Annotated in this window: 11 protein-coding genes; 8 read left to right on the plus strand and 3 right to left on the minus strand. The window is 31.3% G+C overall.

Annotated features, from left to right (window positions below; translation table 11 throughout):
* The first annotated feature begins 142 nt into the window (after positions 1 to 142).
* The 4 genes from murA to pheS all read left to right on the plus strand — a co-directional run bounded on the left by murA (position 143) and on the right by pheS (position 4,955).
* On the plus strand, positions 143 to 1,474 hold the full coding sequence (murA, locus tag LPC16_RS01050) for a UDP-N-acetylglucosamine 1-carboxyvinyltransferase (protein ID WP_229637423.1): 1,332 nt from the start codon (positions 143 to 145) through the stop codon (positions 1,472 to 1,474).
* A 711-nt stretch (positions 1,475 to 2,185) separates the two neighbouring features.
* Positions 2,186 to 2,434, plus strand: a complete 249-nt coding sequence (gene acpP / locus LPC16_RS01055) for an acyl carrier protein (protein ID WP_040054872.1) — start codon at positions 2,186 to 2,188, stop codon at positions 2,432 to 2,434.
* 77 nt (positions 2,435 to 2,511) lie between these two features.
* Positions 2,512 to 3,771, plus strand: coding sequence for a beta-ketoacyl-ACP synthase II (fabF, locus tag LPC16_RS01060; RefSeq protein WP_229637424.1), 1,260 nt, complete (start codon positions 2,512 to 2,514; stop codon positions 3,769 to 3,771).
* A 179-nt stretch (positions 3,772 to 3,950) separates the two neighbouring features.
* Positions 3,951 to 4,955, plus strand: a complete 1,005-nt coding sequence (pheS, locus tag LPC16_RS01065) for a phenylalanine--tRNA ligase subunit alpha (protein WP_229637425.1) — start codon at positions 3,951 to 3,953, stop codon at positions 4,953 to 4,955.
* A 102-nt stretch (positions 4,956 to 5,057) separates the two neighbouring features.
* Here pheS and LPC16_RS01070 read toward each other — a convergent pair whose 3' ends face one another.
* Positions 5,058 to 5,429, minus strand: coding sequence for a DUF4346 domain-containing protein (locus LPC16_RS01070; RefSeq protein ID WP_229637426.1), 372 nt, complete (start codon positions 5,427 to 5,429; stop codon positions 5,058 to 5,060).
* Between the two features lie 84 nt (positions 5,430 to 5,513).
* Positions 5,514 to 7,280, minus strand: coding sequence for a pyruvate kinase (pyk, locus tag LPC16_RS01075; protein ID WP_229637427.1), 1,767 nt, complete (start codon positions 7,278 to 7,280; stop codon positions 5,514 to 5,516).
* 498 nt (positions 7,281 to 7,778) lie between these two features.
* Here pyk and LPC16_RS01080 point away from each other — a divergent pair, with 498 nt between their 5' ends.
* The 3 genes from LPC16_RS01080 (at position 7,779) to LPC16_RS01090 (ending at position 11,378) form a co-directional block, all read left to right on the plus strand.
* On the plus strand, positions 7,779 to 8,708 hold the full coding sequence (locus tag LPC16_RS01080; RefSeq protein WP_040054867.1) for a UDP-glucuronic acid decarboxylase family protein: 930 nt from the start codon (positions 7,779 to 7,781) through the stop codon (positions 8,706 to 8,708).
* An 85-nt stretch (positions 8,709 to 8,793) separates the two neighbouring features.
* Positions 8,794 to 10,143, plus strand: a complete 1,350-nt coding sequence (locus LPC16_RS01085) for a UDP-glucose dehydrogenase family protein (RefSeq protein WP_229637428.1) — start codon at positions 8,794 to 8,796, stop codon at positions 10,141 to 10,143.
* Between the two features lie 248 nt (positions 10,144 to 10,391).
* Positions 10,392 to 11,378, plus strand: coding sequence for an aspartate carbamoyltransferase catalytic subunit (locus LPC16_RS01090; RefSeq protein ID WP_229637429.1), 987 nt, complete (start codon positions 10,392 to 10,394; stop codon positions 11,376 to 11,378).
* 133 nt (positions 11,379 to 11,511) lie between these two features.
* Here the strand turns inward: LPC16_RS01090 and hemN are convergent, their stop codons facing one another.
* Complete coding sequence (hemN, locus tag LPC16_RS01095) at positions 11,512 to 12,903, minus strand: oxygen-independent coproporphyrinogen III oxidase (protein WP_229637430.1); 1,392 nt, start codon at positions 12,901 to 12,903, stop codon at positions 11,512 to 11,514.
* A gap of 672 nt (positions 12,904 to 13,575) precedes the next feature.
* Here hemN and acsF point away from each other — a divergent pair.
* Positions 13,576 to 14,655, plus strand: a complete 1,080-nt coding sequence (acsF, locus tag LPC16_RS01100) for a magnesium-protoporphyrin IX monomethyl ester (oxidative) cyclase (protein WP_229637431.1) — start codon at positions 13,576 to 13,578, stop codon at positions 14,653 to 14,655.
* The last annotated feature ends 202 nt before the right edge of the window (positions 14,656 to 14,857 follow it).

The raw sequence follows: 14,857 nt of genomic DNA on the forward strand, positions 1-14,857 counted from the left end.
AAATCCTATCTATGGGAATATTAACTTTTCAGAGTTTTTTGAACCAATGAAATTATACTGAGGATAATTTTAGAACCAGTACTAATTTTTTTTATAGTATAAAAAAATGTAGTTATACAGCTTGATTGCGTATCAAAATTTTATGACATCTTATATAGAAAAACAACAATCAGCTTTGGAAATCCAAGGTCAAAACTCTCTGAATGGCCAAGTTCGTGTAAGTGGTGCCAAAAATTCAGCTTTAGTTTTAATGGCCGGCTCGATTCTTTGCTCCGAGGATTGTCGTCTTAATAATATTCCTGCTTTGGTTGATATTGATCGTATGTCTCAAATTCTTACAGCCATTGGAGTAAAACTTAAAAAAGATGGAGATAGTATAGAGATCAATGCCCAAAATATAGGACAAAACAAAGCACCCTACGAATTAGTATCGCAACTTCGAGCTAGTTTTTTTGTAATTGGTCCTTTGTTAGCAAGACTAGGTAAGACTCGTGTTCCTTTGCCAGGAGGTTGCGCTATAGGTGCTAGGCCTGTAGATCTCCATGTACGAGGATTACAGGCTATGGGAGCGGATGTTCGGATCGAGCATGGGGTAGTTCATGCTTGTATTAGAAATAACAATAAAAAACTACAGGGAGCTAAAATATATTTAGATTATCCCAGTGTTGGCGCAACAGAAACAATTATGATGGCTGCAACTTTAGCAGAGGGAGAAACTACGATTGAGAATTGTGCACAGGAACCTGAAATTAGCGATTTAGCAAATTTTTGCCGTTCTATGGGAGCAAAAATAAGAGGTGATGGAACTAAACGAATTATCATATCGGGAGTAGACTATCTTCATAGTACTGAATATTGTGTAATTCCTGATCGTATCGAAGCAGGAACATTACTTATAGCAGGAGCCATTACTCAATCAGAGATCAGCTTATATCCTGTCTTTCCTGAACATTTAGCTTCTATTATCGCTAAGTTAAAAGAAGTTGGTCCCAGAGTCGTTGTTGAAGGAACAGACTCTGTAAGGTTAGTTCCTTGTCCTTTAAAAGCTACTAATTTGAAAACTCTTCCTTTTCCAGGCTTCCCTACAGATATGCAAGCTCAATTTATGGCTTTGCTTTGTGTTAGCGAAGGAAGTTCTGTAATTACAGAAACTGTCTTTGAAAATCGTCTACGTCATATAGCAGAGCTACAGCGTATGGGAGCAGATATCCGAGTTGAAGGTAATATTGCTGTAGTTCAAGGAGTATCTTTCTTGTCTGGTGCTCCTGTCATGGCTACGGATTTACGAGCCTCTGCTGCTCTTGTCTTGGCTGGATTAGCCGCTCATGGAAAAACAACTATACAAGGACTACATCATCTTGATCGTGGATATGACAATTTGGAAGGTAAACTACGTAAGTTAGGAGCGAATTTACGTAGAGTTAACATTTCTTGTGATGAAAAAAGTACAGCAGAGCACTCTGTTCAGTTTTAAAATTTATTCTTTTAATCATCTAATGACAAGAGCATATAAACATCAAAATAGTTAGACTTATTTTTTATAGGTTTACTAAATTTAGATAACAAAAATACACTCAATCAATTTACTAGATTACGTATATCTTAAAAGTAGATATCCCTATAAATTTAATCGTATTAACTTAACAGTTAATATTTATACTTAAGATTAGTTTTAAAAATTTCTAGCATACTTTAAGCCTACATATATTTATACCAAAAATGTACATAAAGAAGCTTTTAATCAAACAAAGTCTAGGAATATAAAATTAAGATCGATTAACTTTTTAATAAACAAGTTCTTATCTATTTACTTGATTATTTAGAATCTTATGATTTATTGATAAAAAACTATTTTATTAAAGGTAATTTTTTTAAAATTTTATAAATTAAAGATATCTAAATAAATGAACAACAACATTGAAGATAAGGCTGATTAAGCCTACGTATATATATAAATATTTGACTTAATTGTAGTTTAGTTTAGAAACTTATTATTTTTAATTTTTAATTTTTAATTAATATTCGATTATTTTTTTATTCCCTGACTAGCCATTTACCGATAATATAAGTAATACTAAAAAAACTTAGTAATAAATTTAGATTTTAGGAGATGGTAAATTCCGCCCCATTTCCTACTCATCACAGTCATTCTGATGAGGTATTTAGCGGTTAATAGTAAAAATTAATGAACCAAGAAATATTTGAAAAAGTAAAAGTTATTGTTATCGATAAACTTGAAGTAAAAGAAGAACAAGTTACACTTGAAGCAAATTTCGCTAATGACTTAAGTGCTGATTCTTTGGATACAGTAGAACTAGTAATGGCTTTAGAAGATGAATTCGATATCGAAATTCCTGATGACGATGCCGAAAACATTAGCACTGTAAAAGCAGCTGTTGACTATATCGAGCAGGCTAAAGGTAAGGATTTATAGTAACAGTAGTTTAAATTCTTCTATTACCTCTCCTAGCTATGATATGAGCTAAATTAGATTTTTAATAAGCGATAATCATGACAAATTTACATTTAAAGAAAGTAGTTATAACAGGATTGGGTGCAATTACTCCTATTGGCAATAATCTCAATGAATATTGGAATAGTCTAATGATTGGACGTAGTGGAGTCACCAAAATTAGCTATTTCGATCCTCAGTACCATGTTTGTCGCATTGCAGGAGAGGTTAAAGATTTTAACCCTTATGATTATTTAGATCGTAAAGATGTGAAGCGTATGGATCGTTTTTGTCAATTTGGAGTATCGGCTAGTTTACAAGCCTTAGCTGATTCACAATTGGTTATCAATGAAGTTAATGCTGATCAAATAGGAATTATTATTGGTACCGGAATAGGTGGGGTAAAAGTTCTCGAAGATCAACAAGAAATTTACTTGAATCGTGGTCCTAGCCGTTGTAGCCCTTTTACGATTCCTACAATGATTGGCAATATGGCTTCTGGGCTTACAGCCATTTATACAGGAGCTAAAGGTCCCAATACATGTACTGTGACAGCCTGTGCTGCTGGTTCTCACGCTATTGGTGATGCTTTTCGTCTCATACAACAAGGTTATGCTAAAGCAATGATCTGTGGTGGAGCAGAAGCAGCGATTACTCCTTTATCGTTGGCAGGATTTGGTTCTGCAAAAGCCTTATCTACCAGAAACGATACCCCTGAAGAAGCTAGTCGTCCTTTTGATAGAGATCGAGATGGATTTGTTATGGGCGAGGGTTCGGGAATTTTAATACTTGAAGAATTAGAACATGCCCTTAAAAGAAAAGCTAAAATTTATGGAGAAATTGTCGGTTATGGTATGACATGTGATGCCTATCATATGACTGCACCCGCGCCTGATGGAGATGGTGCATCTCGAGCTATTAAACTTGCCTTACAGAATGGTAGTATTAGTCCTGAACAAGTAGGCTATATTAACGCACATGGTACAAGTACCACAGCAAATGACATTATAGAAACAAAAGCAATCAAAAAAATTTTTAACGACCATGCTTATAATATTCCTGTAAGTTCGACTAAGTCAATGACAGGACACTTATTAGGTGGTTCAGGAGGAATTGAGGCAGTAGCAACAGTTATGGCAATCGCTAAACAAAAAATTCCTCCTACGATTAATTTGGATAATCCAGATATTGAATGTGATCTTGATTATGTCCCTACAAAAAGTCGTTCTCTAAAATTAGATATTGCACTATCTAATTCTTTTGGTTTCGGAGGACATAATGTTACACTGGCATTCAGAAAGTATAGTAAGAATGAATAGTTAATATTTAAAATGTTTTTTAGAAGAAAATAAAGCTTAGCTAGTTAGTTAAGCTTTATTATGTTTATTAGCTAAATTTTAGCTTTAATTATCTACAACATAGATAAATGAGGCTTTGTATATTTTTTAAGCCATATTTAAGATGGGTTAAAATAAACTTGTAATATTATTTTAAATTTATGAAAATAACTTCTAATACATTAGAAACGGAGCTAAAATTACTCCAAGAAGAAGCTTTGCATGAAATATCCTCTATTATCAAACTAAAAGATCTGGAACAACTTCGAGTCTACTATTTAGGTAAAAAAGGAAAATTATCTCAGATCTTAAGAGGGATGAGTAAACTCGACCCTTTAAAAAGACCTTATGTCGGCTCATTTGCAAATAAAGTTAAAGATATTGTGCAAAAGCAATTAGACAAAAAACTCTACGATTTAAGTTCTACTGAGTTAAAAGCTAAAATTCTTTCAGAAACTTTAGATGTTACAATGCCCAGCGAAAGTCGTCCTATAGGTAATATTCATCCATTAAATAACACCACAGATAAGATATTAGACATTTTCATAGGATTAGGTTATCAAATTTCTACAGGACCTCATATCGAAACAGATTATTATAATTTTGAGGCTTTAAACATACCTCCTGATCATCCAGCTCGAGATATGCAAGATACATTTTTTTTAACAAATGGTGACCTAATGAGAACTCATACATCGCCTGTACAAATCCATTATATGGAAAATAACACTCCACCTATCCGAATAGTTGCGCCAGGTAGAGTATATCGTAGAGATACTGTAGATTCAACTCACTCTGCCGTATTTCACCAAATAGAAATTTTGGCAGTTGATAAAGGATTAACATTTACAAACCTAAAAGGAACTGTTAGAGAGTTTCTACACCAAATTTTTGGAGAAGATTTGCCAATCAAATTTCGTGCTAGTTATTTTCCTTTTACTGAGCCTTCCATAGAGGTAGATGTTCAGTGGAAAGGAAAATGGCTAGAAATTATGGGGTGTGGAATGGTAGATCCAAATGTTTTACAAGCAGTAGGATATGATCCAGAAATTTATACTGGTTTTGCAGCTGGATTGGGAGTTGAGAGATTTGCTATGGTACTACATAAAATTGACGACATTCGACGTTTTTATACTAATGATTTACGCTTTTTAGAACAATTCTAATTTTTAAAGTATCTTCTGATCCTTAAAAATAGATTAAATATTAATCATTATTAAAATCAATCAAAAAATACTTTTGAGCATTAATATGTTAACAACTGATTTTTAATCTTGAATATATTCTATTTCTTGCGTCAAAGCTATTTCAGCTTTCATAAATTCTCGACCAAGATAAGCAGCGTGATCTAACATAGTAATAAGACAATTGTCATTATTTTCAATAATTTTAATACATAATTCTTTTGCACTACGTGCTGTGAAGATTTGATTAGCGCTACGAGTTACTTTATTTCTTACGGAAATAACTTCTCCATTTTCTGGATCAACTGCCAATCCTTTATCGTTAATTATATTCGTAAAATATTTAGCACAAATCAAATTTTGATTGCGATCAATATAAATTATAAAATACCCTTTGGGATCAAGACTTATATAACGTTTAGAAAGTTTCTCATCAAGTTGTTTAATTGTTTTCATTGATCTATTCTATTTATAATATTTTCTATTGAAGTCGGATATATTTAGAATTTAAGCAATAGTTTTTATAAAATAAATTCTATTTTAACTATATTTATTTTTAGCAATCCCAGAATATACTTGTCCATTCTCAGTATCTATTGTAATAATTATCCCCTCAGGAATATTTTTCATTGCATCTTTAAAGCCAAGGATAACTGGTACACCTAAACGAGATCCAATAACTGCAGCATGGCTGGTTAAACTTGATTCTTCTGTAATAATTCCTGATGCTTTTCTCATCATTTCTACAAATTCTGCATTGGTCTTAGCTACTACCAAAATATCTCCTGATTCAAAATCATTCAAATCTTTGGCATAACTAGTAATTCTTGCTCTACCACTTGCTAAACCTTGCCCAACCGCTATTCCTTTACCTAATATTGCTCGAATTGTTTGTATTTTTATTAAATCAGTCGATCCTGTTATTCCTTGAATACTTCCAGCTGTCATGACGACCAAATCTCCATCCTCAAGTAAATTGTTTTCTTGAGCTACATTAATAGCAGATTGAAAAGTTTGACTAGCTGATGGTAAATCCAAAACTAATAAAGTTTCTAAACCCCAAACTAACTGTAATTGTCTTGCGACATCTGTCCGAGGAGTTACGGCTAATATTGGAATGCGGGGACGAAATTTAGAAATATTGCGAGCAGTTGAACCTGTTTTTGTTAAAGATATTATAGCGGCTGCATTTAACTGTTCTGCAATTTGACTGACTGCTGCTGAAATTGCATTAGTAACAGACTGTTTCCTTTCAGAAGAAATTCTTATAGTTGTTGGCTCTTGTTCTATACGTTCAGCAATAGTTGCCATAGTTTCTACTGCTTGGATAGGATATTTCCCTACAGCTGTTTCATTTGATAACATTACTGCATCGGTACCGTCTAAAATCGCATTAGCTACATCAGATACCTCTGCACGAGTAGCTCGAGGATTGTTAATCATGCTATCTAACATTTGAGTAGCAGTAATTACAGGGATACCTAAACTATTCGCAGTAGAAATTAACTGTTTTTGTAAAATGGGAACATCTTCTGGTGGTAGTTCAACTCCTAAATCTCCTCTAGCTACCATAACGCCATCACATAAGTTAAAAATCTCTTTCATATTTTTGATAGCTTCATGTTTTTCAATTTTTGCAATTATTGGAATATTTTTTCCCGCATTTGTGATAATTTCCCTTACTTCTAAAATATCTTGTGAATTCCGAACAAAACTTAGTGCAATCCAATCTACTCCATTTTCTAAGCCAAAAATTAAATCTTTTTTATCTTTCGTTGTTAATGGTTTTACGGATAAACAGATTCCAGGAAAGTTAACGCCTTTACTATTAGATAATATTCCACCAACAATCACCCTACAATATAAATTTTTATTTTTAATATCAACTTTTTCGACTAGCATTTCAACTTTGCCATCATCTATTAAAATTCTTGCCTGCTCTGGTACTTCTTCTACTAAATATTTATATGTGACGTAACTAATTTCCTTGTTACATTCTACTTCTCGACTTGTAAGAGTAAAAAAATCACCAGTTTTAAGGGTAATTTCGTTGGATTTAAACAATCCAAGACGAATTTTAGGACCCTGCAAATCTTGAAGAATAGCTACAGGCTGATGTAATTCAAAAGCAACTTGTCGAATAAGTTGAATGCTATGTGCATGATATTCATGATCACCATGAGAAAAATTAAGACGAAAAGTAGTTGCACCAGCCAAAATCAGCTTACGTAGAATTTCTTTATTTTGAGTAGCAGGACCAATAGTTGCTACTATCTTAGTCCGACGAGGCATAGAATAAGATCGCATGATAATTTTAATAAAATATATTAACTAATAATTTGTCTTTTATGAAAAGTTAAATCTTTTCTTGAAATTGTACGAAAAATTATCATTATTTAAACATTTTTCTCCTATTTTTTATTTTCTTTAGTTTCAAAACTAGATAATTAACAATATATAGTTAAATTAATATCATATTTACTTTTTAAATTAGACTTAAAATCAAGTTTTCAACATATGAGGTATTTTGACCTCTTTTAGCATCTACATTAAGTTAATAAGCTAAAAGATAAATATACAGAAAAATTAGGGAATAAAAATAACTATAGGTAATGTGAAGCTTAATTTATAAATAAGTGTCAAGTTATCTTAAGCAAATAAAAAATTTTCTAATTAGATTTTATGCAAATAAATTTTTTAATTTTCTAATTAGATTCTTGAACTCATATATAATAAGTTTGAGTTAGAGTTATTTTCAATAATAACTAACAATAAATTAATATCACTTGTAAACTTACAGGCTACATGAAAATACTAGTTACAGGCGGTGCTGGTTTCATTGGTTCCCATCTTATTGATCGCTTAATGGAAAAGGGATATGATGTTCTTTGCTTAGATAATTTTTATACTGGCAGCAAAAATAATGTTTTTAAATGGATTGGTAACCCTTGCTTTGAATTAATTCGCCATGACATCACTGAACCTATCCGTTTAGAGGTTGATCGAATCTATCATTTAGCATGTCCTGCTTCTCCAATTCACTATCAACATAATCCTGTAAAAACCATTAAGACTAATGTGTTAGGAACGTTAAACATGCTAGGTCTAGCTAAACGAGTTAATGCGCGTATTTTACTTGCATCCACTTCTGAAGTATATGGCGATCCAGATATACATCCTCAGCATGAAGAATACAATGGAAATGTAAATTGTACCGGTTTAAGAGCTTGTTACGATGAAGGCAAAAGAGTAGCTGAAACTTTAGCATTTGAGTACCATAGAGAGCACAAAACAGATATTCGAGTAGCACGTATTTTTAACACATATGGACCTAGAATGTCAGAAAACGATGGTAGAGTCGTAAGTAACCTTATTGTGCAAGCTTTACAAAATAAATTCTTAACCATTTATGGAGATGGATCTCAAACTCGAAGCTTTTGCTATATTTCTGATATGGCAGAAGGATTAATAAGGTTGATGAATGGAAATTATATAGGTCCAATAAATTTAGGTAATCCTGATGAATATACTATCCTAGAGCTGGCCAAAACTATTCAAAAAATGACTAAATCTAACGCGCAATTAATTTATAAAGAATTACCTAAAGATGATCCTAAAAAGAGACAACCTGATATTACAAAAGCTAAGCTTTATCTTGATTGGCAACCAAAATTTTCTTTACAAAAAGGATTGGAATTAACAATTCAACATTTTCAAGGTCAAATATTTGAATAATAGTTAATTCCATTTAGAGAAATTCTAAATACCTATCAAAGAACAGTTAAATATAAAACTTTAAGTAAATTAAAAACATAAAATCATGCGTGTTTGTGTTATCGGGACAGGTTATGTTGGGCTAGTGACTGGAGTTTGTCTAGCTCATATTGGTCATCATGTTATTTGTGTTGATAATAATGAAGAAAAGATCAAGCTAATGAAAGCTGGTCAATCTCCTATTTATGAACCTGGACTCTCAGAACTAATGTATTCTTCTATGCAAAAAAATCGTTTAGATTTTACATCAAATTTAGCTAGAGGTGTTCATCATGGAGAAATTATTTTTACCGCAGTAGGTACTCCTGCTTTAGCTAATGGAGAAAGTGATACGCGTTATGTTGAAGCTGTTGCAAGAGGTATTGGAGAAAATTTAAATTGTGGCTACAAAGTTATAGTAAATAAATCTACTGTACCAATTGGTTCTGGTGATTGGGTAAGAATGATTGTTATGGAAGGATTGGCTAAACAAAATAATCCTTCTATGAAAGTAGAATTTGATGTTATTAGTAATCCTGAATTTTTAAGGGAAGGATCTGCAGTTTATGACACATTTAATCCTGATCGTATTGTTCTCGGAGGTAACAGTAAACAAGCTATTGATGTTATGAAAAATCTTTATAAACCTTTGATAGAAAGAAAATTTTCTAAAGATCAAGCTTTACCTTTTGTTCCTTTAGTAGTAACAGATTTAAATTCTGCAGAAATGATAAAATATGCTGCCAATGCATTCTTGGCAACTAAAATTAGTTTTATAAATGAAGTCGCAAATATTTGTGATCGTGTGGGAGCAGATATTTGTCAAGTTGCACAAGGTATAGGATTAGATTCTCGTATTGGTAATAAGTTCTTAAAAGCAGGTATTGGCTGGGGAGGCTCTTGTTTTCCTAAAGATGTTTCAGCTTTAATTCGTACTGCTAATGATTATAACTATGAAACACAACTATTGAATGCGGCAGTTAGGGTAAATAAAAAGCAAAGATTAATAGTTATAGAAAAATTACAACAAGAATTAAAAATTCTTAAAGGCAAAACTATTGGTTTGTTAGGATTAACGTTTAAGGCAGATACTGATGATATGAGAGATGCTCCCGCACTTACAATAATCGAAGAACTTAACCGTTTGGGAGCGAAGGTTAAGGCATATGATCCAATTGTTTCTCAATCTGGATTAAGTCATGGATTATCAGGAGTGATTATTGAGACTGATGCCGAAATGCTTTCAGATAATTGTGACGCATTAGTATTAATTACAGATTGGCAGGAATTTCTTAATTTAAATTATCAAAAAATGGCTACAGTTATGATTAATCCTGTTATCATAGATGGTCGTAATTTCTTAGAGCGTTCTAAGTTACAAATGGCAGGTTTCCATTATGTAGGAATTGGTCGTTAAATATTATTTCAACTTTATTAGACTAAAAGTTTCGATGTAATTTTATTGTAACCTATCATAGTTAAAATAGTTTTTAGATTATCCATAGTGTTGAGTTTTTATTGATTCATTATTTAACAAATGTATAAGCCACTATTTTAAATATTTTTATTCAAATAGTAAAAATTAGTATTCATATTTTATTTAAAAGGTAAGATGTAAATAGCTGACATAGAGTTCGCTTAATTATTTGTTATTAGGTTTAGTATATGATTTGGAGAAGGCGTCATATTTTAAGTTTAGCTGATTGGGAGGAAGAAGAATACAACACACTAATTCAGACTGCTTCTAGTTTCAGCGAAGTTTTATTACGTCATACTAAAAAGGTTCCAGCTCTTCAAGGGTTAGTCGTTACTAACATGTTTTTTGAACCATCTACAAGAACTCGTAGTAGCTTTGAATTAGCAAGTAAGCGTCTCTCTGCAGATATATTAAACTTTTCTCCAGGAACCTCATCTTTAGCAAAAGGGGAAACTATTCTGGATACAGCTAAAACTTATTTAGCTATGGGAGCAAATATTATGGTTATCCGCCATAAGCGAGCAGGTGTTCCTAGGATAATTGCCAATGAAATGGATCGTTTACAAAGTGGTGTTAGCATCTTAAACGCTGGAGATGGTATGCATGAGCACCCTTCTCAAGGATTACTAGATTTATTTACTATTTGCTCTGAGCTAGATTCTAGTTATCCTAGACTAGAATTATTACAAGATAAAAAAATCGTTATTGTTGGTGATATATTACATTCTAGGGTTGCTCGTTCAAACATATGGAGTTTGACAAAAGCAGGAGCTAAGGTTCATCTAGTAGGTCCACCGACACTACTTCCTAAATGGTTTGAAGATATAAAAAATAGATGTAACAAAGGACAATTGTTCATACATTGGAATTTAGAAGTTGCTTTAAAAAAAGCAGATTTTATTATGACATTACGCTTACAAAAGGAAAGAATGACAGATGCTTTGCTACCTAGCCTGAGAGAATATCACAAATATTATGGTATTACGCATAAGCATTTATACCTTTGTCAACCTAATGTAAAAATCTTGCATCCAGGACCAGTTAACCGTGGAATTGAAATCAGCTCAAGTCTAATAGATGACCCTAACTTTAGTCTAGTTCAAAAGCAAATTACAAATAGTATTGCTATTCGAATGGCTTTACTATTCTTACTTGGAACTTTCTCTGAACAATAATAGTAGTATTTTCAATCTTTAGACAATAACTAAGATCAATTTTCAATGTATTTTTGCATCTTAACTTTTTTAATTAACTATATTAATTAAAAAAGTTAAGAATTCATTCAACTTTTTTATAGTATTATCTAACTTAAATAGATTTTGAAAATGTATTTTCCTTAGATTTTTTGAGATATGGATCAAATACTGATGCAATATTTCTAATAAGCCAACGTCCTGAATTAGTAACTTCCAAACGGTCATTATATAAATTAACTAATCCATCGTTTTCTAAGGGTTTTAAATCAATTAACTCTTGTGCAAAATACTCATCAAAATTAAAGTTTAAATTATATTTTTTCTTAATACGATTTTTATCAAGTTTAGATTGACACATTAGTTCCATAATTATAGAGCGACGAATAATATCGTCTTGACTAAGGGCAAAACCTTTCTCAATAGGTAAAAGGCCTTCATCTAGAGTACGATAGTAGTCTTTGATTTTTTTATGATTTTGAACGTAAACATCATTAAGCATACTAATAGAGGTCATTCCAAAAGAAAGAAGATCAGATTCTGGTTTTGTTGTATACCCCTGAAAGTTACGATGTAAGTCACCTTTCTCCTGCGCAATTGATAACTCATCATTCGGTTTGGCAAAGTGATCCATTCCTATATACATATAGTTGTTATCATTGAATTTATTAATGGCCATTTGCAAAATAGCAAGTTTTTCCGATGCACTTGGCAGTTCACTAATAGGAAGATTTTTTTGAGCAGGTTTTATCCATGGAATATATGCAAAATTAAATACAGCAATACGGTCAGGATTCAACTCTATTGTTTTTTCAATTGTTTTCTCAAAAGTATGTCTATTTTGAAAAGGTAGACCATAAATTAGATCAACATTAACACTCTCGAATTTTGCTTCTTTTATCCAATCCATAACCTGAAATAACATTTTTTCAGGTTGAACACGGTTAATAACATTTTGTACTTTCTCTTCAAAGTCTTGAATTCCAAAGCTAATACGGTTAAAGCCAATATCTCTTAGGAAAAAAATAAGGCTTTTATCAACATATTTAGGATTAACTTCAATAGATATTTCTGCATTTTTATCTATATTGAAGTTGTCTTTTAGCGTATTAAATAATATTTCTATTTGAGGTTGATTTAAATAATTAGGTGTTCCTCCTCCCCAATGAATTTGATTTACAAGGCGATCTGACGAAACAAGTTGGGAAGTTTCTTTGATATCATTTACTATATATTCTAAATAAGTAGAAGCAACTTTTTTATTTCTTGTAATAATTGTATTGCATCCACAAAAATAACATGCGCTTTCACAGAAAGGGATATGACAATAGAGGGAAAGTGGAATTTTTTTCTTATTACCGGATTCAATGCCTAATCTAAACTCTTTTTCTCCTGAGTTTACCTTTAATTCAGTAGCAGGAGGATAACTTGTATATCTAGGAAGAGATTTATCATATTTTTTAAGCAGTTCTTGATCAAAACTCATATCTTCTGATGTTAATTTCATAGTTTTAGTCATGTCTCAATGATTAAGATAGTCTGGGAATAATAGATTTCAGAAAGAAAATCCAAGTGAAAGTATTAATTTGACATTTGAATTTTTTTACACAAGCAATAGTTTTAAATTCTTTTTTCTTAGTCATCAGTTTCTGAATTATTATGAAACTAATTGTTTTCTATCAAATTAAAAGTTTTCTATAAGTAATCAAGCAAAAGTCAAAATATCTATACATTAACCTTAATCTTAAATCTTTAGAGTAGAAAAAGTATTGCATGATGCATTTACACTACGTTTACAAGACTTAACAAGTAAGTAAAGATTAACAATAAAGAACCACTCCAGTATCTTTAAATAGATTAGATAAAAGATATTCTACTTACCATGGAATTTGAGATTACTACCTTTTAGTTTATTGCTATACAGTTATATTATCACTGAATTGTCGAATATGTTCAAGATTGATATTATCTTAAGTCATAAATTTTATATTATTAGAATCCTTAATATGTTTAATACTTGAGAGTCATGAAATAAAAACTATTCTGTAATACATAAATATTATCTCAAATCTTATAACTAACCAACTAAAATATAAATTTTAATCTTTTGTTAGTTTAGGGATAGACAAACTTCTTTTAACATAAGATAATATAACTATCAAGTTATATAAATATAATTATGGTCACTACTTTAGTTAATACACACACAAACCAGCTAAAAACAAAAAAGAAAGAAGTCTCTAAAGAAACTTTATTGACTCCACGTTTTTACACTACAGATTTTGAAACTGCAGCCACTATTTCTTTAAAGGATCAAGAAACTCAACTACAAGCAATGTTAACAGAAATGCGTAACGACTATAATCGTTATCATTTTGTCCGTGATGATAGTTTCAAGGATGCTTCCTGGGATCATTTAGATAAAGATACAAGAGAAGGATTTATTCAATATTTAGAAAGATCATGTATTTCTGAGTTTTCTGGTTTTTTACTTTTCAAAGAATTATCTAGAAAAATTAAAAAAAGTAATCCTCTAATGGCAGAAATTTTTCATTTAATGGCAAGAGATGAGGCACGTCATGCTGGATATCTCAATAAAGCAATGTCTGACTTTAATGTTACCCTAGATCTAGGAAAAATAACTAAAACAAGAAGCTATACTTTCTTTCCTCTAGAATGGGTAATTTATACAGTATATCTATCTGAAAAAATTGGATATTGGCGCTATATCATTATTTTTCATCATTTACAGAAACATCCTGAAAAGAAATTCTATCCAATTTTTGATAAATTTGAGAGTTGGTGTCAAGACGAAAATCGCCATGGAGATATTTTTAACGCTTTATTGCGTTCACAACCTAAGCTTTGGAATAATTGGAAAGCAAGGTTGTGGAGTCGCTTTTTTCTTTTATCTGTATTTGTAACACATACTTTAACTGTTCATGAAAGAAAAAAATTCTATTTATCTTTAGGAATAAATGCAACAGACTTTGATAAAGAAGTAATTCGTGAAACTAATAATACCTCTGCTAGAGCCTTTCCCTCTATTCTAGATGTAGAACATCCTGAATTCTACCCTCGTTTAAAAAGATGTTCAGATCGTAATTTAGAAATTAAAGCTTTGAAAAATAGCAATAAGCTAGGAATTGTAAAAACTTTAAATAAGATTTTACTAATCGCTGGCATTGCTGGAGATTTTTTCAAGGCTTTTCTTATTAAGCCTATCGATACAGAAGCTTTACGAGGAGATATTCACTAATAGTTACCATATAAGGTTCCTACTCTTAGTATCTAAACATCTATTTTTCTACTGTAATATATATGTAATACATAATAGTAGAAAAATAGATGTTTAAATATAGTAATAGAAGTTGATAAATATATTTTTAATGTAATAAGATCTTTTATGTTCATGCTTGATCGTTCTTTTCAGAGTTAGCATGATAAAAAATGTTTTTTAG

Source organism: cyanobacterium endosymbiont of Braarudosphaera bigelowii (genome assembly GCF_020885515.1).
Lineage (GTDB): Bacteria > Cyanobacteriota > Cyanobacteriia > Cyanobacteriales > Microcystaceae > Atelocyanobacterium > Atelocyanobacterium thalassa_A.